Source organism: Sorangium sp. So ce448 (assembly GCF_051520915.1).
Taxonomy (GTDB): Bacteria; Myxococcota_A; Polyangia; order Polyangiales; family Polyangiaceae; genus Sorangium; species Sorangium cellulosum_B.
In genome coordinates this window covers 13,610,125-13,634,031 of sequence record NZ_CP150343.1, presented here as the reverse complement: position 1 = coordinate 13,634,031, position 23,907 = coordinate 13,610,125, and the positions used below count along the sequence as shown (strand labels likewise).

Annotated in this window: 19 protein-coding genes; 4 read left to right on the top strand and 15 right to left on the bottom strand. The window is 71.7% G+C overall.

Annotated elements, in window-relative coordinates; genetic code table 11:
- Positions 1–2: 2 nt before the first annotated feature.
- Positions 3–1,106 (top strand): serine/threonine-protein kinase, encoded by a 1,104-nt coding sequence (locus tag WMF45_RS51375; protein WP_437714869.1) that lies wholly within the window; start codon positions 3–5, stop codon positions 1,104–1,106.
- Between the two features lie 54 nt (positions 1,107–1,160).
- Here the strand turns inward: WMF45_RS51375 and mobA are convergent, their stop codons facing one another.
- The 4 genes from mobA to WMF45_RS51355 form a co-directional block, all read right to left on the bottom strand.
- Positions 1,161–1,820 carry a molybdenum cofactor guanylyltransferase gene (mobA, locus tag WMF45_RS51370; RefSeq protein WP_437719675.1) on the bottom strand — a complete coding sequence of 220 codons (660 nt, stop codon included), beginning with the start codon at positions 1,818–1,820 and terminating at the stop codon, positions 1,161–1,163.
- A gap of 91 nt (positions 1,821–1,911) precedes the next feature.
- Complete coding sequence (locus WMF45_RS51365) at positions 1,912–2,631, bottom strand: acetolactate decarboxylase (protein ID WP_437714867.1); 720 nt, start codon at positions 2,629–2,631, stop codon at positions 1,912–1,914.
- A 31-nt stretch (positions 2,632–2,662) separates the two neighbouring features.
- On the bottom strand, positions 2,663–3,151 hold the full coding sequence (locus WMF45_RS51360) for a MarR family winged helix-turn-helix transcriptional regulator (RefSeq protein WP_437714865.1): 489 nt from the start codon (positions 3,149–3,151) through the stop codon (positions 2,663–2,665).
- A 575-nt stretch (positions 3,152–3,726) separates the two neighbouring features.
- Positions 3,727–5,613: an FAD-binding oxidoreductase gene (locus tag WMF45_RS51355; RefSeq protein WP_437714863.1), complete on the bottom strand. Its 1,887-nt coding sequence runs from the start codon at positions 5,611–5,613 to the stop codon at positions 3,727–3,729.
- 232 nt (positions 5,614–5,845) lie between these two features.
- Here WMF45_RS51355 and WMF45_RS51350 point away from each other — a divergent pair, with 232 nt between their 5' ends.
- Positions 5,846–7,093: a CapA family protein gene (locus WMF45_RS51350; protein WP_437714861.1), complete on the top strand. Its 1,248-nt coding sequence runs from the start codon at positions 5,846–5,848 to the stop codon at positions 7,091–7,093.
- A gap of 223 nt (positions 7,094–7,316) precedes the next feature.
- Here WMF45_RS51350 and WMF45_RS51345 read toward each other — a convergent pair whose 3' ends face one another.
- Positions 7,317–8,477, bottom strand: a complete 1,161-nt coding sequence (locus WMF45_RS51345; RefSeq protein ID WP_437714860.1) for a glycoside hydrolase family 11 protein — start codon at positions 8,475–8,477, stop codon at positions 7,317–7,319.
- Between WMF45_RS51345 and WMF45_RS51340 the strand changes: the two genes are divergently transcribed.
- On the top strand, positions 8,467–8,727 hold the full coding sequence (locus tag WMF45_RS51340) for a hypothetical protein (RefSeq protein ID WP_437714858.1): 261 nt from the start codon (positions 8,467–8,469) through the stop codon (positions 8,725–8,727). The two genes, WMF45_RS51345 and WMF45_RS51340, sit on opposite strands and share 11 nt — an antisense overlap.
- Positions 8,728–9,014: 287 nt before the next feature.
- Here the strand turns inward: WMF45_RS51340 and WMF45_RS51335 are convergent, their stop codons facing one another.
- The 5 genes from WMF45_RS51335 to WMF45_RS51315 all read right to left on the bottom strand — a co-directional run bounded on the left by WMF45_RS51335 (position 9,015) and on the right by WMF45_RS51315 (position 15,190).
- On the bottom strand, positions 9,015–9,197 hold the full coding sequence (locus WMF45_RS51335) for a hypothetical protein (protein ID WP_437714856.1): 183 nt from the start codon (positions 9,195–9,197) through the stop codon (positions 9,015–9,017).
- Between the two features lie 134 nt (positions 9,198–9,331).
- Entirely contained in the window at positions 9,332–10,174 is an 843-nt protein-coding gene (locus WMF45_RS51330) for a hypothetical protein (protein ID WP_437714855.1), read from the bottom strand.
- 60 nt (positions 10,175–10,234) lie between these two features.
- Positions 10,235–12,073, bottom strand: coding sequence for a vWA domain-containing protein (locus tag WMF45_RS51325; RefSeq protein WP_437714853.1), 1,839 nt, complete (start codon positions 12,071–12,073; stop codon positions 10,235–10,237).
- Positions 12,074–12,253: 180 nt separating this feature from the next.
- Complete coding sequence (gene gspC / locus WMF45_RS51320) at positions 12,254–13,222, bottom strand: type II secretion system protein GspC (RefSeq protein WP_437714851.1); 969 nt, start codon at positions 13,220–13,222, stop codon at positions 12,254–12,256.
- A gap of 405 nt (positions 13,223–13,627) precedes the next feature.
- Positions 13,628–15,190, bottom strand: a complete 1,563-nt coding sequence (locus WMF45_RS51315) for a BNR repeat-containing protein (protein WP_437714849.1) — start codon at positions 15,188–15,190, stop codon at positions 13,628–13,630.
- A 423-nt stretch (positions 15,191–15,613) separates the two neighbouring features.
- Here WMF45_RS51315 and WMF45_RS51310 point away from each other — a divergent pair, with 423 nt between their 5' ends.
- Positions 15,614–18,103: a TonB-dependent receptor domain-containing protein gene (locus WMF45_RS51310; RefSeq protein WP_437714847.1), complete on the top strand. Its 2,490-nt coding sequence runs from the start codon at positions 15,614–15,616 to the stop codon at positions 18,101–18,103.
- Positions 18,104–18,176: 73 nt separating this feature from the next.
- Here the strand turns inward: WMF45_RS51310 and WMF45_RS51305 are convergent, their stop codons facing one another.
- From WMF45_RS51305 to WMF45_RS51285, 5 genes are all read right to left on the bottom strand, one after another.
- The gene (locus tag WMF45_RS51305) at positions 18,177–19,208 is read right to left on the bottom strand and encodes a sialate O-acetylesterase (RefSeq protein WP_437714846.1); all 1,032 of its coding nucleotides are present in this window, start codon (positions 19,206–19,208) and stop codon (positions 18,177–18,179) included.
- Positions 19,209–19,589: 381 nt separating this feature from the next.
- Positions 19,590–19,967, bottom strand: a complete 378-nt coding sequence (locus tag WMF45_RS51300; protein ID WP_437714844.1) for a DUF1304 domain-containing protein — start codon at positions 19,965–19,967, stop codon at positions 19,590–19,592.
- Positions 19,968–20,047: 80 nt separating this feature from the next.
- On the bottom strand, positions 20,048–21,292 hold the full coding sequence (locus WMF45_RS51295; RefSeq protein WP_437714842.1) for a molybdopterin molybdotransferase MoeA: 1,245 nt from the start codon (positions 21,290–21,292) through the stop codon (positions 20,048–20,050).
- A gap of 25 nt (positions 21,293–21,317) precedes the next feature.
- Positions 21,318–21,902 (bottom strand): Uma2 family endonuclease, encoded by a 585-nt coding sequence (locus WMF45_RS51290; protein WP_437714840.1) that lies wholly within the window; start codon positions 21,900–21,902, stop codon positions 21,318–21,320.
- A 78-nt stretch (positions 21,903–21,980) separates the two neighbouring features.
- Complete coding sequence (locus WMF45_RS51285) at positions 21,981–23,852, bottom strand: DUF2330 domain-containing protein (RefSeq protein ID WP_437714838.1); 1,872 nt, start codon at positions 23,850–23,852, stop codon at positions 21,981–21,983.
- Between the last annotated feature and the right edge of the window lie 55 nt (positions 23,853–23,907).

Sequence of the window (23,907 nt, the reverse complement as noted above, 5' to 3'; positions counted from 1 at the left end):
TCATGCTGTGCCCTCGTTGCCACCGGCGGTACGCGGATGACCACCGCTTCTGCCCGCACGACGGAGAGAAGCTGGTCGCGAGCCACGACATCCGGCGGATACGGTCCCAGCCCACCGAGCACGTGGGCGCGATCATCGCCGAGCGGTACCGGGTGCGGGGCCTGATCGGCAGCGGCGCCATGGCGCAGGTGTTCCTGGCGGAGGACACGAAGGGCGGCGCGCCCGTCGCGCTGAAGCTCCTGGAGGCGAGGTTCCGCCGCGAGCCCAAGGTGAAGGCGCGGTTCCTCCTGGAGGCCAAGGCCGCGGCCACGGTCGTTCACCCGAACATCGTCGAGGTCCTCGACATCGGCCTCCACGATGGGTCGCCTTACCTCGTGCTGGAGTTCCTCTTCGGCGAGTCGCTGAGCTCGCTGCTCCTGCGCGAGAAGCGGCTGTCCCCGGAGGCCGGCGTGCCCTTCCTCCTGCAGGCCGCCGCCGGGCTCGGCGCGGCCCACCGCGCGGGGATCGTCCACCGCGACGTGAAGCCCGCCAACGTGTTCCTCGTGGGGGAGAAGGGCGACGCCTGGGCGGCCAAGGTCGTCGATTTCGGGTTCGCCAAGCTGTACGAGCACTCGGGGCTCACGCAGGCCGGGGTGACCGTCGGCACCCTGGAGTACATGGCGCCGGAGCAGACCGTCAGCGACCCTCCCGACGGGCGCACGGACGTCTACGGCTTCGGCATGCTCATGTACCGGATGTTCACCGGGCGTCTCCCCTTCAGCGTCGCGCGGAGCTCCTCCCCCGCCCTGGCGCCCGCCATGGATGAGGCCGTGGTCCTGGCCAACCAGCTCGTCACCCCGCCCCCGCCGCCCAACCTGGGTGAGAGCCCGGCGTCGCGCGCGCTCGAGGCGGTGATCGCGAAGTGCCTGCGCAAGCGGCCGGAGAACCGGTATGCCTCGATGGAGGCGCTCAGCGAGGATCTCGCCCGGCTCGGGCGGCCAGGCGCGCTGGCGGCGCACGCGCCGATCGCCTCGCCCGACGTGTACGCGGCGCAGACGCCCTATGGCGAGCACGCGGCGCGGTTCCTCTACAAGCAGCTCGGCAGGGTGTACGGCGCAGCGCCGTAGCCGCGCCGTGACCGAGCCCGGAGGCGCGGCGGCGGCGGGCGGCGAACGGCCCGGTCAGTCGAGCTCGCGGAGCGCCGCCGCGTAGTCCTCGGGCGTGTTCAGGTTGCGCAGCGATCGCAGCGCCGGATCCGCCGCGCGGAGCCGCGGATCCGCGAGCAGGAGCTCCGGCTCCGCGACAAGGGTGCGCGCCCGCTCGAACAGGGTGGAGAGCCGCAGCCTGCCCTCGGCGAGCAAGGCCGCCACCTCGCCGCGCACGGAGCACGCGTACACCGCGGCGAGCGGGTGATGGTGCCCCTCCGCCCGCGGCACCGCGATGGCGTGGCCGCCCGCCTGGAGATCCGCGACGCGCCGCACGAAGGCGGGGTGCAGGAAGGGCGCGTCGGTCGAGGTGACGTAGGCCCGCTCGGCGAGCGGCGCGATCGCATCGAGCCCGGCCGCGATGCCCTGCAGCGGCCCGCGGCCCTCCACCGGATCGCGCACGAGCAGCACCCCCTCCGGCAGCGGCGGCAGCTCCTGCCCCGGCGCCGCGACCACCACGATCGGCCAGGCCGCCTCGCCGAGGCGCCGCACCACCCGCTGGAGCAGCGGCTCGCCCCCGAACGGCAGCCATGCCTTGGGGCGCCCCATCCGGCGGCTCTGCCCGCCGCACAGCACGACGCCCGCGAGGCCGGCCACGCGGCCCGCCCCGCCGCCGTCCTCCGAGGTCGCCGTCATGAGCTGCACCGCTGTCCTGCATACCACCGCCGCCTGGAACCTGCGCCCGCGGCGCGCGCCGAGCGCCGCCGCCGGTGCGCTCGTGCCAAGCCTAAGGCGCCGGCAAGAGGACCCGCGCGCCCCGGGCGAGCGTCACGCCGTCCACGTGGCCCATCAGCGGTCGCTCCGGCAGGACGACGTGAAAGTGCGTGTTCGACCCCATGTGCGTGAAGACGCCGTGGTGACGCTTCGAGAAGAAGCCCACCAGCACCCCCTCGGCGGCGGGGAGCGCTCCGTTCACCGACGCCCGGACATGGTCCGCGTGACCGGCGCCGGGGGCGAGCTTTCTCCCGTCGACGACGTGCCAGCGGAGATCGCGGAAGCCGCCGCGCACCTGGACCGGGACGGCGCCCTCCGTGTCGAGCCCGCGCTCCCGCAGCAAGGCCTCGATGCGCGCGTCGATCTGCCCGTCGGCCACGTCGGCGTCGAGCGTCGCCTCCTGCCAGCGCGCGACGTTCGCCACCACGAAGAGCGTCGCCTCCTCCTCCGCCCCGACGGGGCGCACGTCGAGGGTCCCGTCGTCGCGCGCATAGGAGGTCCAGATCGCGTCGTCGACGACCGTCACCTCCCCGCGCAGCGCGCTGAGCGCCCCGAGCCCGAACGCGCGCGGGCCCGGCACCACATCGCCGATGCGCACGGCGGGCCCCGTCTGCCCCTCGTGCATGATCGCGCGCAGCGCGCCGAACGAGCGGACCTGCACCGCCGCCGGCGCGCCCGGCGCGGGTCCCGCAGCGCCCTCGCCGGAAGGTGTGCAGGAGGCGATCGGGGACATCAGGAGAGCTCCGAGGAGCCCGGGAAGAACGCTAGGGAGAGTCGCTCGCATCGCTCGCATCGGGTTGCTCCTCTGTCGCGCGGGTCACGCGCGAGAGCGCGCGATTCAGGACGTGCAGCGCGCGCACCACGGCGGCGCGCTCCTCGCAGGGGATGGCGTCCACGATCGACTGGAACCGCAGCAGGCTTTGCCCCTCGAGTCGCCCCGCCATGCGGCGCCCGGCCGAGGTGAGCCGCAGGCGGCGGACCCGCCCGTCTTCCTCGCTGACGTCCTGCTCCACCCGGCCATCCTCGCGAAGGCGCTGTATCAGCCGGGTAACATTGCTCTTGTCGATGCCGAGCGCCCGCCGCAGGTCGCTCTGGGAGAGCTGCTCGCCCGCCCGCTCGGCGTCCGCCAGGACCGTCAGGGCGTGGGCCTCGCGCGGCGCCACCTGGACGCCGCACGGCGTGCGCTCCTCGTCCAGGAGACCGAAGCCGCGCACGAACGCGCGGACCTCCGAGCGGAGCTCTCTCGTGGTCACCCTCCGAGGAGAACACAGATGGTTGCGATGCGCAACCAATTTGGGACGGGTGTTCCGCGCCGCGGCTACCTCCGGCACACGGCCGGCGACTGCCCGGTGAGCCGTGGGGCCGGCTGGGGGTCCGCGCGAGCTCGTCCGGGCGGCGCCGCCCCGATCTCTGAGCTGGAATACCGATCAGCGTGGAAACCCGAGAAATGAGACGTCAGGACGCCAGAAGACGCCAAGAGACGCCAGAAGACGCCAAGAAAACAATAAATCTTGGCGTCTTCTGGCGTCTCTTGGCGTCCTCTGGTGTCTCGACTTCTCGCTGTTTGCGTGCGGCTTCAACCCGCTTGTCGCTCTAGCACTACTGCGGGAAGTTGGACGGGGAAGTGAACCGCCAAGGCGCCGAGGGCGCCAAGAAACCTGGGAAATGGAAGGGGAAAATGCCGGGACGGCACGTCCTCTCTCTCCTTGGCGGCCTCGGCGCCTTGGCGGTTTTTCTGCCGATCCGGGGCAACTTCCCGCAGTAGTGCTAGCCGCTGGCGCGGCGCTTCCAGCAGCGCCGCGCCCCGCCGGCGGCCGCGCCGCCCGGGTCAAGGCGAGGGCGTTCGCCCCTGCTCCTCGGCGCTCGAGAGCGCGACCTCGCCGAGCACGCCGTGGTTCGCCGCGCCGAACAGGTTGTCCGGATCGACGGCCTGCTTCACCTGCTGCATGAAGGCGCGCGCGCCGTCCGAGTAGATCTCCTTCACGAAATCCTGCCGGATCTTGCCGATCCCGTGGTGGTGGGACAGCGACCCTCCGGCGGCGAGGATCTCCTCTCGCGCGGCGTGCTCCATCTCGGCGTAATGGCGCACGGGGTCGTCGACGCCCTTCGCGTAGAAGCCGAGATAGAAATAGATACAGACCCCCGTGGGGTAGACCTGGGTGATGCGGCCGGTGAAGAACGGCTTGCCCGGCAGGCGCCGCTGCTCGTGCTCGCGCAGGATGCGCTGGCGCACCCGGTCGTAGAGCTCGAGCGCCCGGCTCCACGGGACGCTCGTCTCGAAGCTCTCCGCGATCGCCCAGTGCTCGAACGTGAGATCGCGGATGTACGCGATGCCGAAGGTGAGCTGATAGCCGCGCTCGCCGTTCGCCGCGCCCGCCTTCATCCCGCCGTGCTGCGCCGCGATGCGGTAGAGCGTCTTCTCCTGGAAGTCGACCTCCTCCTTCGTCCCCTCGAACACGAGGGTGGCGACGGCGAGCTGGTGCGGATCGAAGCCCTTGATCCGGGTCACCACGAGCTTCTCCGCCTGGCTCTTCACCCGGGCGAGCAGCCCCGACTTCTTCGGCTTGAGCGCCTGACCGAAATGGAACTGCGTGTTGTCCATGACGCGCACGCTCGCGGGCAGCGCGCCGGCGGCCTGCAGGTCATAGAGGAACGCGAGCCCGCGCGCGAGATCGGGGAAGATGACGCTGCCGTAGCGCTGGACCTCGGGCACGGGGAACAGCTTGACGACAGCGCTGGTGACGATTCCATAGTTGCCCTCGCTGCCGAACATGCAGTTCTTCGGGTTGGCGCCGACGCTCTCGCGCGGGGCCACGTGCGGCCGCTCGACCACGCCGCGCGCGGTCACGACCTGCATGTCGAGGACGAGATCCTCGATGTTGCCATAACGGTTCTTCTTCATCCCGCTCGCGTTCGTCGCGATCCACCCCCCGAGCGTCGAGAACTCGAGGCTGTCGGGCTCGTGCCCCATGGTGAGCCCGTGCTTCTCGAGCTCCGCGACGATGTGCCGCCCGGTCGCGCCCGCCTCGATGCAGGCCATGCGGTTCACGGGATCGAGCCAGAGGATCCTGTTCATGCGCCGCATGTCGACAGCGATCACGGTCCGCTCCTCGTGGATCGACAGGCGCAGGGCGTCCGTGACGTTGGTGCCGCCGCCGAACGGGACGAGGCACGCGCCGTGTTGCTTGGCGACCTCGGTGAGGCGCACGACGTCGTCGTGCGACGCGGGGAACACGACGAGATCCGGGACGCGCTCGAGGCGCTCGTAGCGGATCGCCCAGATCTCGGCGCCGGTGTGGCCGTGGCCGCGCCGGAGGCGCACGAGCGGATCCTGCGAGATCTGATCGTCCGAAAGGAAGCCGCGGAGCGCGGCGACGAGCTCGCTCGCGACCTTGGCGTCGGGGATCTTGGGCGGGTAGTGCGGCTCGTTGCGGTTCTCGTAGGAGAGCGGCGCGGCGAGCGTGGCCGACATCCACGGGAGCAGCGACGGCAGCTCGACGTTGCTGATGCTGTACCGCGTGCCGGTCAGCACGACGCTGCCGCTCGGCTTGACGACGAACCGGGTGTCGGCAAAGCCCCAGCCGTCCTTGCGCTCCTCGTCGCGCGCCTCGTCGCGCGCCGCGGGGCCCGGCACGATGCGCGTGCTCGACGGCGTCGCGCCGCGCGAAGAGAGCAGCGCCGAGCCCGAGGGAGTCTCACGTCTTCGATTCACCATGGAGATAAGGCCTTCCAAGCAACCCGCGCACGAGCGCGCGTCCAATCCGCAGTAGATCGCGCTGGAGCGGGCCGGAAGTCCATCGAGAGCGCGCGGCCGGCGATCGACGCCGCGGCTCCTCTGGGCCTGCTCAACGCGCGGCGATGGTGGCACGAACGTCTGCGGGCGTACCACCGGATACTTGGGCGCGGCCGCGGGCCCGTGGATAATGCGCGCCGAGACGCCGCTCGCGATGCGCCCTGCCCCTTTCTTCCTCGCGATGTGCGCAGCGGCCACGCAGCTCGGCTGCGAGCGCCCCGCCAACGTGGGCGCCGGGCTCGCGCCTCCGCCCGTCGTCGCGCCGGCCGCGGCCCGTGACGTCGCGGAAGCGACCCGGGAGGCCCGCGCCGCGCCAGCTGCCGCCACCGCCGCGCCGGCCGCCACCGCCGCGCCGGCGGACGCGATCACGTTCCTCGCCGGCGGCGACGTCTGCCTCGGCAAGGCGCTCGGCCAGGAGCTGCTCCGCGATCCGGCGTACGATCCGTTCTCCTCCGTCGCGGCGCTGTTCGCGTCCGCCGACGTGCGCTTCGTCAACCTCGAGAACCAGCTCAGCGACCAGGGCGGAGAGACCCAGCACGCGCGCCAGCCGCTCGTGTTCACGGGCCCCCCGGCCGGCGCGGACGCGCTCGCGCGCGCAGGCATCGGCGTGGTGTCGCTCGCGAACAACCACATGTGGGACTACGGCAAGGGCGCGTTCCTCGAGACGCTCGGCCACCTGGAGCGCGCGGGCGTCGCCTACGTGGGCGCCGGCCGGACGCGGCTCGAGGCGTACGCGCCGGCCGTCATCGAGCACCGCGGCTTCCGCGTGGCGCTGCTGGCCGTGACCGGCATCTGGAACCAGGGCTCGCTCTGGCAGCACCCGGCGCGCGAGTTCGTCGCGGGCGCGGAGCGGGACGGGCTCGCCGCCGCGGTGCGCGCCGCGCGCAAGCGGCCCGGCGTCGACGCCGTCGTGGTGAGCTACCACGGCGGCACCGAGTACCTGGACACCCCGCTCCCCCAGGCGCGCGCGCTCGCCGGCGCCGCCATCGACGCGGGCGCCGACGCCTTCCTCGGCCACCACCCGCACGTGCTCCAGGGCATCGAGCTCCGCCGCGGCCGGCCCATCTTCTACAGCCTGGGCAACTTCCTTATGAAGGTGAAGAGGACCGGCCCCGCGGTCGAGCTCGCGATGCTCGCGCGCCTGCGCCTGCGGCGGGGCGCGCCGCCCCTCGCGGAGATCTGCCCCGTGCGCAGCGACGGCCTCGGGACCGTCCCGCTCGCGGCCGACCCGCGGCGGGCCGAGACCGAGGCGGCGTTCGCCGAGCGGATGCGCCGCGTCTCGGTGTTCGTCAAGGGCAAGCCGGCGATCGGCCCCTTCGCCGCCGACGGCTGCGCGCCGCTCGAGCCCGCCGCGGAGGCGGCCCCCGCCTCGTCGCCGAGGGTCGCCGGCCCGATCCGCTGAGCGACGCATCGCGTCCTCGCGGCGGACTCGCGCGCGAATCGCTCGGCACCGTCGATCGGCGCCGGCTGCTGGGCGGAGGCCGCCCGCGAAGCGGGTCGGAGCGAAGCGGGTCGGAGCGAAGCGGAGAGCCTCGATGGCGTCGAGCACGGCGCCATCGAGGCGTTCGACGGGCGTTCGCGCCGTACGCCCACGAAACGTTCAGGAGCGCCTCATCTTCTTTGGATCAGGGCGTCGCGTTCCAGACGCGACCCGCTGCAGTTCCATTGCTACCGGGGTTGAACACCTCGACGGCCAGGACCTGATAGGTGGGATCGTCGCTCGCATCCAGGTTGTTCATGTTCGGGACAATCCAGCCGTTGTCGGCCCATGCCTTCACGTGATCGGCGAAGATGATCTTGTGGTCCTCTCCGAGGGCCTGCGCCCGAGCAGGCTTGCTCCAGTACTGGTAGAACGTGGAGCGACCATTGATAGAGGGCTGCTGATTCCGCGTCGAGCGGTAAGTGGAATACTGAACCCCATCGCTCGTGAAGGTCTTGCCAGCGGTGGCACCCTGGCTGGGGTCATAACTCCATCGCTGCAGGATGTAATACTCCACCAGGTGTGCCGCGTTCGACGTGGGCATGGTCTTGTCGTACCCCCAGCCGTACAAAGCGATATAGCTCGCGCCGCTGTCGCTATTGAGGCGGTAGCCGATCACCCGCTTCTCATCTCCGTAATGCCACCCTGGACCACCGACATAGTTATAGCCACCGCCCTGCCAGGTCACGCTGAACTCGCCGTTCGGGTCCACGGTCATCGATGTCGAGCCGCCATCTTTCCAGTGGGTGAAGAAGAATTCACCGACGTGGCCCGTCGCGTGATTCGAATTGATCACAGTCTTCTCAGTGTATTGCTTAGTGTACGCTGAGTACTTGGAGAAATCGGGGAGGGGCGCCGCCGTCGTATCCAGCTCTCCATCGTTGGAGAAAATAGCAAACCCTGCGATGGTGGGGTTATCTACACCCTTGATCAGCTCAATGGTGACGCTGCCGTCATTCACCGCGACATCCGCGAAGGTCTCCGTGTGGCCCACGTCATGACCAACCTCGGCATAGATATCCAGATCACTGACAACGGTGTTACCTTCGATCGCAACGCCAAATTTGCGCGATCCAGCGCTGGTTTTATTGATCTCCGCAAAATGCAACTTCACGGTATATTTGCCATTGGCGGTGACCGGAATTTCATATTTGAATGCGCCATACCGCTCTGTTTGATAAAGCTGCCCACCGACAACAGAGTCTTGCGTGCTGTTGGGCGTACCACCGTTAGAGTATTTGTCCGCCTGGTACTCTACACCATCGACCGTCGCGCTCGAATTGCTACCGGAGTTGATGGCGACCACCAATGCGAGATCGCCACCAGACGAGCTGGAGCTGCTCGAAGACGAGCTGGCGCTGCTCGACGACGAGCTGGCGCTGCTCGAAGATGAGCTGGCGCTGCTCGAAGACGAGCTGGCGCTGGAGCTGGAGCTGGAGGATGAAGAGCTGCTGGAAGACGATGAGCTGCTCGAGGGCCCTGTGGTATCGTCATCACCGCCACAGGCTGCCAGCGCGACTGACGCGAACGCCAGTATGAACCAACGAGAGGACTGATTCTGCTTTGAATTTTTCATAGGTATTTCCAATGTTTCCCGAAGATGCACACGAAGCGACTCGCCTGTCAGGGACTCTCTGTCGCGCATTCGCAGAGTCCGAAACCTTATCCGGACACCCATGCTCTCTCTGGAAGATCATGTTGTCCTTCGACTAGATTTATACACCATGGAGCGACCGCGACACAACGCCATTTTGCGCGGTTTCATTGCTCGTGTTTCTCACCCAACATTGGCACAGAGGGGGCGGAAAATGCCAACAGGATTGAGACGGGCCGGACGAGAATCCTATGAGTGGATCGCGCAGAGAGGCGCGTTCCGGCTCCAGCCGACGGTCATGCGACTCAACAGGTCGAGGACGACGTACAGGCAGTAGAAGACCCCAGGCAGCGGCCCGCGCAGCCTGGTGATGTCCCACGCCCAGATCGGGTTGGGGGCCGTGGCGGCGAGCGCCGGCTTGGCGTGCTTCATCGGCGCACGCTGGGCGCGCCGCTCGCCGCGCCCGCCGGAGGCGGCGAGCAGCCGGACCGTCGCACGGATGGAGGCGAGATGGGATGCCGCGCGACAGCAGCGTCGCGCAGACCTCCGGCGGGGCCTGGTCGACCTCAGGCCCGCCCGCGCCGCGCGCCGTCCACCTCGTCGACCGCCTCGAGCGCGCTCTCGATCTCGCGGACGAGCTCGTCCGCCGCCTGCTGCTCCCTGTCGGCGCGCGCCTCCACGGCCGACGCGTCGAGGCGCAGCTCCACCCGCCGCAGCACCTCCGCGACCCGCTTGCCCTCCGTCGAGGCGGCGTCCACACGCCGCCGCTTCAGCGCGCCCAGCGCGGCCTCCACGGCCGGCACGAGCGGCGCGGCGACGACCGGGTCGGCGGCCCTCAGCTTGGCCCGGGCGCGCTTCGCGAGATCGAGCAGGCGGCCGCGCGGCGATCGGGCGCGCCGGCGCTGCACGACCCACACGATCGACGCGAGCACGGAGGCGCCGAGCAGCACGGCCGCGCCCTGCACGTAAGGAACGGCCGCGGGCGCGACGGGCGGGAGCACGGCGTCCGGCACCTCGACCGTGATGCCGCCGTGAAGGCAGCTGCCCAGCTCCTGCGCCGTCTGGAGCCGCGAGCGCGCGAGCGGCAGGAGCCGGAGCGGGAGGCACGGGGCTTCCACGCCCGCGAGCGCGCACGCGGGGGCCGGATCCCCTGTCGCGATGGCGTGGACCTCGTGGGTCGCGGGGTCGCGGCTCGTCATGTGAAAGCCGCCCTGCTCGAGGTCGACGAGCCCGCCGCTGTCGACCGACGCGCCGCCCGGCGCGCCCGCGGGCCAGGTCGTCGTCGCCGCGTCGATGACCGAGGCGTCGGTGGAGCAGACCAGCTTGCCGCGGAGGACGATCTCGCCGCCCGGCGCGACGTCGACGTGCTGCGCCGCCACATCGCGCCGGAGTGTGAATGTCTGGGTCATGTACGCCCCTCGGCTCCGCCGGTGGATCGCCCCTGCGCCATCGTGCCCCGAGCCGCGCCCTCAGTGAAGGTGCGTCCGCGAGGCCGTCTCGAGAAGCATCGCCAGCACGAGCGGATCGCCCAGGCCGCCCGCGGCCCCGGCGTGGCCGCGGAGGCGCGCGAGGCGGGCCGCGTCCTTCAGGAAGAGCGGCTCCCCGAGCGCCTCGGCCGCGGCATGCAGGATCCCCTCCCGCTCGGAGAGCAGCGCGGCGGCGCGGGCGCGATCGCCGAGCGCGATCTGGCGGGCGGCCTCGGCCAGCGTCTCGCCGGCGGCGAAGCCCTGGATCGTGCGGGCGACCGACGGGTCGACGCTCGCCGCGCTGTCCGCGTCGCCGGTCGCGTACGCGACCCGGAGCGGCGCCTCGTCCACGACGTTCTTCTTGGCGACGCGGTCCTTGTACTTGAGCTCGATCGCCGCGATGGCCCGCGTGTCGACGCCCGCCGGGAGGCTCAGCTTGAAGAGCATCGCGTGGCTGTCGTCGCGCGAGAACGCCGGGATGAAGAACCGCATCCCGCCCTCGGCGTCGTCCTGCCGGTCCCGCTCGATGCCGTCGCGCCGCGCGGACTGCGCGTCCGCCGCGACCTCGATCGTCCGCACGCGCGCCGCCTCCACGTCGTTCAGCCGGCGCGACCCGTAGACCTGGAGCAGCTTCACGTCCGGCTTCAGCCGCACCCGCAGCTCGACCGCGGTCGCGACGGGATCGAGCCGCCTGTCGAGCTCTGTCGCGAGGGCCGGGGCGATCTGATCCGGATCGCGCAGGTAGTAGTACCCGCCCGCGCCGTCGCTCGCGATGGAGCTCATCAGCGCGCCGTCGTAGTCGGCGCCGAGCCCGAACGTGCTCGTCTGGACGCCGCCCTGGAAGGCGTCGAGCGCGAGGCGCGAGAGCCGCTCCGAGCTCGTGATCCCGGAGTTCGCGCGCCCGTCGGAGAGCAGCAGCACGACCTTCACAGCGCCCTCCGGGATGCCCGGCCGGGCGGCCTGCGCGTAGCCGAGCGCGAGGCCCTGGCCGATGTTGGTGCCGCCGCCCTCGCGGATGCCGTCGATCGTGGCCTTGATCTCGGCTCGCCGCGGCCCGACGGGGCCGTCGTCGATCCTGACGTCGGCGCCGCTCGAGAAGGTGACGAGGGAGAAGTCGTCGTTCGCGTCGAGCTTGTCGACGAGCGCCCGGGCCGCGTCGCGCGCCCGCGCCATGGGCTCGCCCTGCATGGAGCCGCTCACGTCGAGCACGAGGTGCACCGACAGGTGCGGCCGCGCCGCGGGCGCCTGCGCCGTCGAGCGGAGCGCGACGCGCACGTGCACCGGGCCGCCGCCGGGCGGGACCCGCGTGCGCTCGAGGTCCGTGCGCAGGGCGAGCGCCGAGCCCTTCGGGACGTGCGGGGCGTCGATCGACGGGGCGTAGCGGGCGCCGACGTCGCTGACGAGCTCGCGCCCGTCGGGCGAGACGATGCCGCGCGCGACCGCGGACTCGAACGCGGCGAGGTGGCCGCCGCCGGGGCGGTACGTGGTGGCGAAGCGGCCGTTCGGGTCGAGGCCCGCGGCCTCGGGCGCCGCGGCGCGGGCCGCGCCCTCACCCGGCGCCGCGGTGGCCGCCGGGGCGGGGGCCACCAGGCCGCCGGCGCCCTTCCCGCCCGCCACGTCGTGCCTGGGGGCGGCGGCCCCACGCGCCGAAAGGCGTTCGGCGGCCGACCCCAGGGCCTCGCGCTTCGCCTCGGCGTTCCCCACCGGCATCGACGCCGGGGACGCCTCCGACATCGTGGGGGCATCCTTCGTGCTGCACCCGATCCCCACCCCCGAGAGCCCCAGCACGAGCGTGCCGCCGAGGAGCGCTCGCTTCACCCACACGATCCCGAGTTCGTTCATGGTCTTCCCCTCCCGCGGACAGAGCGGGTGCTCGGTCTGACGGGTGAGCGCCGCATCTGTTCTGTCGCTCCGCTCCGGAGCGCTCCGGAGCGACGGCGCCGCCGGGTGCGACAAGGCCCGGAGGCGCCCGGCGCCGCTCCTGCGCGGAGCGCGGCGACCGGCCGGGCCTGCCTCCTCGCCTCAGCGGATGTTGACCCTGAGCCGCGTCGGGCGGCCGTCGCGCTCGACGACGACGGAAAGGCTCTTGTCGGAGCGCATGCGCGAGTAGGCCAGCATGGCCTTCTGTGGGTCGGTCAGGTCGATGCCGTTGATCGACTTCACGATATCGCCGCTCTGCACCCCGAACGACTCGAGCACCGAGCCGGGCTTGACCATCATCTTCAGCCCGACCACCTTGTTGTCCCGCATCTCCGGTATCGCCGCCGAGGTCTGCGTCACGAGCTCGGGCTGCGCGAAGATCTTCTCGGCCGCCGAGCGATCGATGTCGATCTCCGTGTCGCTCACCCGCTGCATCCGCGAGGCGATCTCGGGCGGGACATCGCTCCTGCTGCTCGGGCGGTACGTCGCGCGGGACGGAGCCGGCGCTGCCGCCTGCGGCTCGGGCTCCTTCTTGCCGCCCTCTCCGCCCTTCTTGCCGAGCTGCATCTGGCAGCGCGCGCCCCCCGAGGTCGAGGTCATCCACACCCGATCCCAGGCGATGCCCTCGACCTTGCGGCCGGCGATCTCTCCGCCTCGCCGCCCGAGCGCCGTGTGTCCGCCGTCGCTCTCGAAGGCGGCGAACGACCATTCGGGGTCCTCGGACATGGCGATCAGCACGACGCGGCCCGTATCGCAGGGTGGAGCGAGGTAGGGGTCGAGCGCCGAGAGGTCCGCCGGGCCGGCGGGCGCGGCGCTCGGCGGGGGTACGAGCGGCCCTGTCGTCGAGTCGAACGGATTGCGCTCCAGGATCGGCGCCGCGCTCGGCGGCGGATCGTCGGAGGGCGGCGCTTCGACCGGATCCATGACGAGGGGGGCGGAGGCCTCGCCGTCCCGCGTGATCTGGTGAGCGACGAGCTGAGATACCCCGGAGGCCTGAAAATACGCGGAGACCGCGACCATTCCTCCCAGGATGAATGCGAATCGGCGCTTGACGAACGCGTCCGGGTTCATGAGTAACGCTCCTCCTGGCCGGAGCGCGCCGGGGCTCGCTGCGCGAGTGTCCCTTGCCGCCGCGGCGTTCGCGGCAGTGCACGCCCTCGCCACCGGCGAGACCGCGTCTCAGGGCGAGCACCGAGCGTGCCTGCGCGGGAGCGAGCTCGACGCGCGTCCCCATGGGAGCAGGGACTGCCGCTCTGACTGGACCGCTCAGCGCCGGTCGCGGCTCGTCCGATACGGACGCGGAGCGCGCCCCGCGAGCATCAAGCGCGCCGCCCTGTGGAACAACCGGAAGATCCGTCGATCAGGGGAAAGCTGCCGGGCAACGGGGACGGCGCCACGAACGAGCCCGCGCGCTCGCCCCGGGGAACGGGGCCGTGAAGGGCGCGCTCGGGGACCGAGGAGCGCCCTTCGCGCGGCTCAGCGGAGCGTGTACTCCAGGCCCCAGATGTCCACGGAGCTCCGCGCTGGGTAGTACACGGTGAGCTCGTCCGAGGCCTCGAGTCGGGCGGCGTCGATCAGAGGATCGGAGAAGAACCGGCCCGAGTCGGCGGCGTCGAGGAGCGTCCAGGTCGCGTAACCGTCGCTCGGGGAGGCGCCGGCGATGCGGAGATCGGGGAGGATCGCATAGACGTTCTCGGTGGAGGAGATCGCGAGCTTGCCGCGGAAGTTCTGGACCACCTTCAGGCCGATGCCGTGGCGCGCCCAGGTCCCGTCGGTGTCGCGGAGATAATGGAAGAACTCGCTGCGCGTCCGGGCGCTTGTGAAGTTCGAATTGTCGGTCTCGGCGTCGGGGAGGTGCGAGAGCAGCACATGGACACGGCCGCTCACGTCGACCGTCATGTGTTCCTGGTTGATGAGCCCTCGGTTCTGGCCGATGGGCCACACGGACAGGCCCTCCGTGCTCCGTGTGACGAAGGAGGCGCCGGTCGTCGCGACCGTGGCGCCTGCGTTGTTCTTCCATGTGCGCCCGTGATCGTCGCTGTAGACGTACAGGAGATCGTGGTTGGTCGTCGCGTCGGGCGTGTCCCGCCAGCACCACGCCGCGTGCAGGCGCGAGCCGCCGCGCGTGTACGACAGGCCGTGCAGGTAGGCGTTCATGCTGGCGTCGGTGCCCTCGATGTACTCGCCGAGCGCTGTCCAGGCGTGCGTCGTGGCGTCGTACTCCCACAGGTGCTCGTCGCCGCTGCCGCTCTCGCCGATCCGGGCGCTCAGGAGCATCCTGTCCCCGCCGGGCTCGGTGACGAACCGCGGGTACGTCACGAGGGACACGCGGGTCGATCCGACGAGCGCGCCCGAGACGGCGCCGAAGCTCGAGGCGGCCCAGGCCGCGCCTTCCGGGTCCGTCAGGAGACCCGGGACCGAGCGGCGGTAGTGCAGGTTGCTGCCGTGGTGATCGAACGCGAGGTGGAGCGTGCCGTCGCCCGGCGTGATCCCGAGAGAGATCGTGTTGTGGGCGTCGTCGGCGCTCAGCCGATACTCCTTGAAGTCGAACTTCTCCCAGGCGCCTGCCGCTCCGCCGGCGCTCGCCGGCAGCCGCCGTCGCGCGAGGACGACGTTGCGGTTGGTGTTCCAGAAGGCGGTGTACTGGAAGCCGCCGAACGACACGATCGCGTCCTGCTGGAACGACTCGCCGTTCAGGTAGCCGCCGTAGGACACCACGGTGAGCCCCGACTCCGCGAGCTTTCCCTCGCCGAGCTTGACGATCCCCGGCGCGACGGGCTCCGCCCCTCCGCCGCCGCCGACCGTCGTGCTGCTGACGGTCGTGCTGCCGATCGTCGCGCCGCCGGTCGTCGTGCCGCCCCCCGCGCCGGTGGCCTCGGAGGTCGTCGCCGCCGCGCCGCCGCCGCCCGGGTTCGCGCCGCCTGAGCCTGAGGACGTGGACGACTCGGGCGTCGAGGGGCGCTCGCCGTCGCTGCAGCTCGTCAGCCAGGCGAGCGGCGCAACGACGGGCAGGAGGGAGAAGATAAGTCGGAGGGTCATGCGTTTGCCCGAGGATACTGCCGTACGACGGCGGTACCAAGCGAGGCAAGCGGCGGTCGTCGAGGGATTCGCGGCAAACAGCGCTCCGGCAATCGCATTGCGCTGTCATCGCCCACCGACCAGAGCGGTCCGAAGTGGGCGCTCCACAGGAAGACCTGGCAGCGCAACGTGCTGTTCGAGCCGGTGAGGGGGAAGTGAGCGGTCGTCCGGCGTAGATCATGGCAGACGCTGGCGGTCGTCCTCCGGGACACGCCCGTCAGACGAGAGCGCTCCGATGCGACCGGTTCCCCGGGAAGCCCATCCAGACGCAGGCGCGAGCGCCATTTACGTAAAAATCACATGATTTCAATTATTTGGCGGTCACGATCTGCGGCGCATCGCCCCGCGCTGCTCCTCGCTGAGCGGCCCCTCCGCGGCGCGGCGATGCGCTTCCTCCGGCGATCCACGGCAGCCGCAGCGCTGCTCGCGAGCGCGCTCGCGCCGTGCCTCGCCGCCGCCGCGCCCGACACGCCGCTGCCCCATGCAAAGCCGCCTGCCGAGCCGTCCGGCGATGCGCCGCCTGCGAAGCCGTCCGGCGATGCGCCGCCTGCGAAGCCGTCCGGCGATGCGCCGCCCCCCGATGCGCCGCCTGCGAAGCCGTCCGGCGATGCGCCGCCGGCAGCGCCGCCCCCCGATGCGCCGCCGGCAGCGCTCGTCCCGCCCACGCCGCTCACGCCGCTCGGCGCCGACTACCCTGCTGGAGCGCATGGTGACGCGACGGTCCGCCTCGTCCTCACGGTCAACGCGGACGGGGCCGTCCGCTCCGCGGTCGCCGAGGATGGCGTGGAGCCGTTCGCATCGGCCGCCGTGGCCGCCGCAACGTCGTTCCGCTTTGCGCCGGCCACCAGGAACGGCGCGCCGGTCGCCGCCAGGATCCGTGTCGAGGTCCGCTTCACCGAAGCCGCATCGCCCGCGCCGTCCGACGCCTCCGCAGCCGCGCCGCCCGGCGCCTCCGCGCCCGCGCCTCCGCGCCCGGCCACGGCTGCCGGGCCGGCGCCGAGCGCGCCGCGCCCGATCGAGGTCACCGTGCGCGGCGAGCAGCCGGCGCCCGGCGTCTCCAGCTTGAGCCGCGGCGAGGTCAGGATCGTGCCCGGCGCGTTCGGCGACCCCTTCCGCGCCCTCGAGGTGCTCCCCGGGGTGACCCCCATCGTCTCGGGGCTGCCGTTCTTCTACGTTCGCGGCTCACCGCCGGGCAACGTCGGCTATTTCCTCGATGGCATCCGCGTCCCCTACCTCTATCACCTCGGGCTCGGGCCCTCCGTGGTCCATCCCGGCATCGTCGATCGCGTCGACCTCTACCCTGGCGGCTACCCCGCGCGTCACGGTCGGTACGCCGGCGGCGTCGTCTCGGGCGAGACGACGCCGCCGCTCCCGTACTGGCACGGTGAGGGCATGCTGCGGCTCGTCGACGTGGGCGGGCTCGTCGAGGGCCCCTTCGCCGGAAACCGAGGGGTCGCGCTCGTGGGCGGCCGCTACTCGTACACGGCGTTGCTCCTCTCGCTCGCCGCCCCCGAGGTCGCGCTCGATTACTGGGATTACCAGGCCCGGCTGTCCTACGAGGTCGTCCCGGAAGGCCGGGTGAGCCTCTTCGCGTTCGGCGCCCACGACTTCCTCGCGAGCGACGAAGACGGCGAGGAGACGACCCTCTTCGACACGACATTTCACCGGCTCGATCTCCGGTACGACCATGCCTATGGCCAGGGCAGCGCGCTGCGCGGCGCGCTGACGCTCGGCCACGACGAGACGGGGATCGGGGACGGCCAGAAAGCGCTGACGCGGAGCCTCGGCGCGCGCCTCTCGCTCGCTCACCGGCTGCGCGACGAGACGATGATCCGCGCCGGCATCGACGCCGTGCTCGACGACAACGAGCTCGATCTCGGGACCGGCGCCGGCGGCCCTCCGGGCGATGAGGACGACGTCCCCGTCGACGATCTCCTCTTGAGCCGCGTCGACCTCACGGTGGGCGGCTACATCGAGTCCGACATCGCGATCACCCCGCGCCTGCGCATCACCCCCGGGCTCCGGCTCGATCTCTACCACTCGGACGGCACGGTCGCGCTCGCCGTCGATCCGCGGCTCTCGGCGCGGCTCTCGCTCGGGCGCGGCGTGACGTTCGTGCAGGCGCACGGCATCGCCTCCCAGCTGCCGAGCTTCGTCCTCCCGATCCCCGGCTTCCGCCCGGCCCTCAAGGACGGCCTCCAGCGGAGCTTCCAGTCGAGCGCAGGCCTCGAGCTCGCGCTGCCGGAGGACATCACGGCCACGGTCTCGGTGTTCCACAACGCGTTCTTCGACATGACCGACGCGCTCGGCTCGCTGGGCCTCGAGTCGGTCGAGGACGCCTTCACGCTCCGCGCGCTCGGCGCCGCGACCGGCGTGGAGCTGTCGGCCCACCGGCGGCTCACGCGGCGCGTCGGCGGGTTCGCGTCGTACACGCTGTCGCGCTCCACGCGGAGCATCGGGCGAAGCCGGCAAGTGAGCTCGTTCGACCGGACCCACGTGGCGAACGTCGCGCTGACCTACGACCTCGGTCGCGGGTACAGGGCTGGCGGGCGCTTCGTGTTCTACTCGGGGCTCCCCCAGAGGGTCGGCGGCGCGACGCTCCCGCCGATCAGCGGCGTCCCCGGAGGCTCCGGATCCCTCGCCGGCGGAGCGCCGCGGTGGGAGCGGCTGCCGCCGTTCTTCCGCCTCGATGTCCGCCTGGAGAAGCGCTGGTCGATCGGGAAGTCGGGCTGGCTGGCGGTCGTCCTCGACGTGCTCAACACCACGTTATCGAAGGAGACCCTGCCGGGGATGTGTGATGCGTTCTCGTCGTGCAAGCCGACGACGTTCGGGCCTGTCACCGTCCCGAACTTCGGCCTGGAGGGCGGGTTCTGACGCCCCGGAGGCGCGGCGCCCCAGGCTGGCGGCGGCCCGCGCCCGCTCCGGCGGGAGAAGAGGATGCCTCAGGTTACCACTTCAAGGCTTCGATCATCTTCTCACCATAACGCGTGCCCATGAGGACGACGGACGCATGATCGAAGTGGTACTGATCCATGACCTTGGTCCCATCCTGGGAGACCCAGTATCCATCAGGCAGCATGTCGGCCGCCTGGTGCACGAGGTTGTTATGCGAGCTGCAACATCCGCCCGCAGGCAGCTCCCCGAGGATGAAGGGAACGTCGTAGTCGACGCCCCAGGCCGCTTTCACCTCGTTGTAGAGCTGAACGACCTTGCCGGGCCATGAGCCCTGGCCGGTGTCGGTCTCACCCTGGTGGAAGATGATGCCCGCGAAGCGCGCATTCTCGGCCGTCTTCGCCTTGGCGATCTTGTTCAAGATCGTCTGGTGATGTGAGCCACCCGAGATGAACGTGTTGATCGACTCACCGCTCTCAGCAGTACCGATCAACCCGATCGTATCCCCCTCCCGCAGCTTTCCGAGCAGGGTCTTGCCGAACCAGATGCCTGGGTCGACCGACGTCGACAGGTTGATCCGCGATTCACCAGGGCAATCGCTGAGCGGCGGATTGGCCAAGTTCCACTGTCCGGCCGGCTGGTTGCACCCGCCGAGGACCTTGAGCCGCTGGTCGGAGTTCTGGTCGCTGGCCTGCTTGGCCGCGACGCCAGCCATGTTCGACTGGCCCATGAGCATGAAGATGTGGAACGTCGGGCTCGAGCTCGGCGCGCCGCCGGCGCCCGCCCCGCCGCTGCCCGATCCGGTCACGCCCGCCGCGGCGCCTCCGGTCCCCGCGCTCGAGCTGCTCGCCGCGGCGCCTCCGGTCCCCGCGCTCGAGCTGCTCGCCGCGGCGCCTCCTCCGGTTCCCGCGCTCGTGCTGCCCGCCGCGGCGCCTCCGGTCCCCGGACCGGCCCCCCCGGTGTTGTCGACATCACCGCTCGAGCCGGGCGGGGAGGACTCTCCACATCCGGACGCGGCGAGGATGGCGAGAAATGGGAGGAGCAGGAATCCGGCAGAGCCTCGGATTGTGCGGTTCATCTGGGTCATGGTCGTTACCTCGTCGCGCCGAGGCGCGATCAGAACGGAAGGGCGAAATCGGTGGGCCGCCGGTGCGATGTCGGCAGGACGAACCTCGCCCGCAAAGAGCTCAGCGCCGAGGCCCAATCTATCGCGCCCAATCTATCGCAACTCGGGAGCCTGGCATCCAGGATTCGGCTTGGGACGACGCGAGGAGAAGGCCATCATCGATGGATTCTTCCATCATCAGCGGAGTTCGTCTTTACGTGCGCCTCAAGCGCCGACCGGTCCTCTCGAAGCGAAGCGGTTTCACGGTCCGGGACCGCGGAAATTTGAAACCGACGCGCCGCGTCCCAGGTTGGGTGCCGCGGCGCGCCGCCGCGCGGACGCCGCCGGCCGAGCCGCTTCGCTTCAGCCACCCGCCTGATTTGCGAGCAGGACCAAGGCGAGGCCGATGGCCGACGGGACGGTCTGCACGAACAGGATGGAGCGCTTTGCCGTCACGGCGCCGTAGACACCGGCGACGGCCACGCAGAGGAGGAAGAAGGCCTGGATTTGCCATGCAAAGGCCCTGTTCGGATGGATGACGCCCCACAGCAGGCCCGCGGCGAGGAATCCGTTGTAGAGCCCCTGGTTGGCCGCCAGCGGCGCGGTGATCGCGGCGACCTCGGGGGTTGTACCGAACGCTTTGTACGCTCGCTCCGAGCGCCACAAGAACATCTCCAGAATGAGGATGTAGATGTGAAGGACTCCGATCAACGTGACGACGATCCGAGAAGCGATCAGCATGCAGCGCACCTTACCACGCGTGCCGTGGCGCCACCGGATGTCCCCGAAACGTGCGGAAAGCGCGGCGCCCCTCCCCCGCCTCACGCGTCGTAGAGCAGCACATCGACCTCGGCGCCCTCGCCGATCACCGCCTCCTCGGCCTGCACGATGACCACGCCGTCCGCGCGCGTCGTCGACGACAGGATGGACGCGCCGCTCGTCGCGATCGGAAACACCCGATCTCCCTCGACACGCACCCTCACATAGTCGACGCGCCCGGGCTGGGAGACGATCTCGCTCGCCACAACGCACCGCCGCCGCCGGTGCGGCCACGCGCGCGGCAGGCCGCCGAGGGCGCGGATCGACGGGCCGGCGAAGAACTCGTAGGCGCAGAGGCACGAGACCGGGTTGCCCGGCAGCAGGAACACCGCCCGCCCCCCGGGCAAGAAGCCGAACCCGGCGGGCTTCGCGGGGCGCATCGCGACGCCGTGGACCACCACCTCACCCAGCTCCGCGAGCACGAGCGGCGCATGGTCCTCCGAGCCGACCGACGACCCGCCGGAGAGCAGCACCACGTCCCCGCCCGCTGCATCGAGGGCGCCCCGCACCGCCTCGCGCCGGTCGGGGACGTACGCGACGGCGATGTCCTCCGCGCCGTCGCGGCGCGCGAGCGCCGAGAGCACCAGGCTGTTCGTGTCGACGATGCACGCCCCGCTCGGCGCGCTCCCCGGCGGCAGGAGCTCGTCGCCCGTGATCAGGATCCGCACCGACGGCCTGCGCACCACGCGCACCTCGGCGACCCCGGTCGAGGCGAGCACGCCGACGTCCTGCGGGCGCAGCCGGCGCCCCGCCGGCACGACCTCCGCGCCCTCCAGCACGTCCTCGCCGATCGCCGCGACGTGCTTGCCGGACGGCACCGGCTCGCGCGCCCGCACGACCGCCGCCCCGTCGCGGCCCGCGCACTCTTCCGCGCGCTCCGCCATCAGCACCGCGTCCGCCCCCTCCGGCACCGGCGCGCCGGTCGTGATCCGCACGGCCTCGCCCCGGCGGATCGCGCCCGCGTGCGGGCGCCCGGGGAACGACGCGCCCACCAGCGCGAGCTCCACCGGCGCGGAAGCAGCCGCGCCGGCGGTCGCCTCGCCGAGCAGCGCATACCCGTCCATCGCCGCGCGGACGAAGTGGGGCACGCTGATCCGCGCGCGCACGGGCTCCGCCGCCACCCGCCCGGCCGCCTCGCCGATCGGGGCCAGCTCGTCGCCGAGCCGCTGGATCCGCCGCTCCAGGACCTCGAGCGCGCGATCGACCGCCGTGTGCTCGCGAAAACCCCGCATCCGGACGTCGCGCATCGGCCCTCCGTGGAACGACGGCCGCTCAGACCGCCGCGGAGGCCTCGAGCGCGCCCCGGTACACCTCGTCCACATCGAGCAGGGCGTCGATCGACGCGAGCCGCGCGCGCTCGCCGGGCCCGGCCTCGTGGAGCGTCCACGTGCCGTCCTCGTTGCGCCGGAAGACCTCGATCCTCCGGTGAGCCTGGGAGATCAGGACGTACTCCCTCAACGAGGGGATCCGGCGGTAGTGCGCGAACTTCTCTCCCCGATCGTACGCCTCCGAGGAGTCCGACAGCACCTCGACAAGCACCAGCGGGTTGACCACCGCGTCCCTGTCCTCGGGATCGCGCGCGATCGGGCCGCAGACGACGCTCACGTCGGGGTAGGTTGCGAGGCCCGTCGCGCGCACGCGCACGCGGAGGTCGGACGAGAACACCTCGCAGGGGCGCCGGCCGAGCTGCGCGCCGAGCGCCACGGTCACCCGCGCCGCGAGCCGCGCGTGCTCCGGCGTGCCGCCGGCCATATCGAAGATCTCGCCCCCGAGGAACTCGTGCTTGGTCGGGCTCGCCCGCTCCTGCTCGAGGTACTCGGCGTAGGTGAAGGAGAGCCGGCGGGCGGGCGCGTTCACGTCATGACCTCGCCCGGGAGTATGCCACGGGAACCGCCCCCCCGGGTGCGCCCCCCTCCCGGAACGCCGCCGCGCGGCCTACCGCCCGCCGCGCGAGCCGCCCTTCCGGGGCCGGCTCGCGCGCCGGAGGGGCGCGATCAGCGCAAACATCCCGAGCGCCATCACCGACAGCTTCGGCCCCCGCTTCTTCCGGGCGCTCGACCGCCGCTCGCCCGCGATCGAGCAGTCCTCCGACTCGGCGGAGTCGTCGGTGTCCCCGCTGCAGCCGTCGTCCTCCGCGTAGTACTCGTCGTCGGACTCGCTCGTGTCCCCGCTGCAGCCGTCGTCCTCCGCGTAGTACTCGTCGTCGGACTCGCTCGTGTCTCCGCTGCAGCCGTCGTCCTCCGCGTAGTACTCGTCCTCGGGCGCCGGCTCGCTCGTGTCCCCGCTGCAGCCGTCGTCCTCCGCGTAGTACTCGTCGTCGTCGACGTCCTGCGGATCGGTGTCATCCACGACCACCGTATCGGCGGTGCCGGCGCAGCCGCAGCCCACGTCGGCGGCCGGCTCGTCGTCGTAGTCGTCATCGTCCGGCGGCGGCTTCCCGGCGCCGGACGAGCCGCTTGTCGGGCCAAATCCACCGCTGCCCGGCCCGCCGCCCAGGCCGTCGGGCCCGCCCACGCCCGACGAGCCGCCCGCCCCGCCTGCGCCGGCCTCGCCGGAGCACTCGTCCACACGGACGCGCCCGGACCTCACGACGGGCGAGATCGCGGAGCCCTCCCCGAAGGTCAGCGGCCAGTCCGCGCCGGGCTGCCCGGCCGCGAGCCGGAGCGAGACGCGGGTCAGCCACACGGACGACGGCGCGAGCCCGGAGAGCCCGACCGCGAGATCGTCGGCGGCCGGACCGCAGCGCAGGAGGTCGGGATCTGTCTCGTCCCTCCGGGGCGCCTCCGCGCAGTCCAGCGCGCCGTCGACCACGCCGTGCGCGGCGCGCGGGCAGCTCGCGGCGACCTTGAGGCTCGACTCCAGCGCGGCCGCCGCGACCGCGGCGCACGTCCCCGGCGCATCACCGATGTCGCCGTATGCGCTCGCGCGCGAGAAATACGCCTCGATCACGCTGTCCACGCTGTCGCTGCCCAGGGAGATGCGGCGGCTCAGCGCCTCGTGGCCCGCGCCCTCGACGAGCGCCCCGTGGAGCCCCGCCTGGCCGAGGGCCCCGGCCCGGAGCTCCGCGTAATCGCTGCGCTGCGCGCTCGCGTCCCAGCTCAGCGAGGCCGGCGGGAGCGTCACCGGCGCCGCGCCCGAGAGCGCGCCCCGGCCGTCGCCGAGCAGCCACGCCGTCACCTGCACGTCGCCTGCGCCCGCCGCGGCCAGCGACAGCGGCAGGATCGGCTCGCCGCCGCCCATGGCGATGCGCAGCGTCCTCGTGACCGCCGCGCCGCCGGGCGCGTCGAAGCGGGCCGCCGCGAACCGCATCCCTTGCAGACCGCCGAGCTGCGCGGCCGCCTCGGAGGACAGCGCGAGCCCGGCCGACGCCGCCCAGCGCGCGACCGCGTCGGCGTCCTCGAGCACCGTCACCTCGACCGGCTCGAGCGTGGCCTCGTGGGCGAGCCGCCCGATCGTCTCGAAGGGGTTCGGCGCGCCCGCCTCCCCCGGGCAGTACGGGTCGACGCCCTGGGGCGGGAGCACCCGGGGCGCCGTCGCCGCCTCGAGCGCCTCGAACCACGCGTCGGAGCTCGTGTCGAGCGCGGCGAGCGGCGGCACCGGAACGACGAGGGCCACGGGCCCGCTCGCGCCCTGGAACCGCAGGCTCGTCCAGAGCGTCGTGCGCTCCGGCCCGGCCGCGACGGCGACGCGCTGCTCGACCGACGCCTGTCCGGCGCCGGGCAGCCACGCCCCCGCGGCGAGGGCGTCGCCGGAGAGCGAGAGAAGGAGCGATGAAGAAAGAGCGACCGCAAGCGACCGTCGGGGCATGCGAGGCCGATTGGCAAGCAGCATGCCCTGCAGAGTACGCCTGGTTCGAGGCCAA

Coding starts and splice junctions, on each gene's coding strand:
- WMF45_RS51375 (WP_437714869.1), top strand. CDS start 3: ATGCTGTGCCCTCGTTGCCACCGGCGGTACGCGGATGACCACCGCTTC.
- mobA (WP_437719675.1), bottom strand. CDS start 1,820: ATGACGGCGACCTCGGAGGACGGCGGCGGGGCGGGCCGCGTGGCCGGC.
- WMF45_RS51365 (WP_437714867.1), bottom strand. CDS start 2,631: ATGTCCCCGATCGCCTCCTGCACACCTTCCGGCGAGGGCGCTGCGGGA.
- WMF45_RS51355 (WP_437714863.1), bottom strand. CDS start 5,613: ATGGTGAATCGAAGACGTGAGACTCCCTCGGGCTCGGCGCTGCTCTCT.
- WMF45_RS51350 (WP_437714861.1), top strand. CDS start 5,846: ATGCGCCCTGCCCCTTTCTTCCTCGCGATGTGCGCAGCGGCCACGCAG.
- WMF45_RS51340 (WP_437714858.1), top strand. CDS start 8,467: ATGGCGACCACCAATGCGAGATCGCCACCAGACGAGCTGGAGCTGCTC.
- WMF45_RS51335 (WP_437714856.1), bottom strand. CDS start 9,197: ATGAAGCACGCCAAGCCGGCGCTCGCCGCCACGGCCCCCAACCCGATC.
- WMF45_RS51330 (WP_437714855.1), bottom strand. CDS start 10,174: ATGACCCAGACATTCACACTCCGGCGCGATGTGGCGGCGCAGCACGTC.
- WMF45_RS51325 (WP_437714853.1), bottom strand. CDS start 12,073: ATGAACGAACTCGGGATCGTGTGGGTGAAGCGAGCGCTCCTCGGCGGC.
- gspC (WP_437714851.1), bottom strand. CDS start 13,222: ATGAACCCGGACGCGTTCGTCAAGCGCCGATTCGCATTCATCCTGGGA.
- WMF45_RS51315 (WP_437714849.1), bottom strand. CDS start 15,190: ATGACCCTCCGACTTATCTTCTCCCTCCTGCCCGTCGTTGCGCCGCTC.
- WMF45_RS51310 (WP_437714847.1), top strand. CDS start 15,614: ATGCGCTTCCTCCGGCGATCCACGGCAGCCGCAGCGCTGCTCGCGAGC.
- WMF45_RS51305 (WP_437714846.1), bottom strand. CDS start 19,208: ATGACCCAGATGAACCGCACAATCCGAGGCTCTGCCGGATTCCTGCTC.
- WMF45_RS51300 (WP_437714844.1), bottom strand. CDS start 19,967: ATGCTGATCGCTTCTCGGATCGTCGTCACGTTGATCGGAGTCCTTCAC.
- WMF45_RS51295 (WP_437714842.1), bottom strand. CDS start 21,292: ATGCGCGACGTCCGGATGCGGGGTTTTCGCGAGCACACGGCGGTCGAT.
- WMF45_RS51285 (WP_437714838.1), bottom strand. CDS start 23,852: ATGCCCCGACGGTCGCTTGCGGTCGCTCTTTCTTCATCGCTCCTTCTC.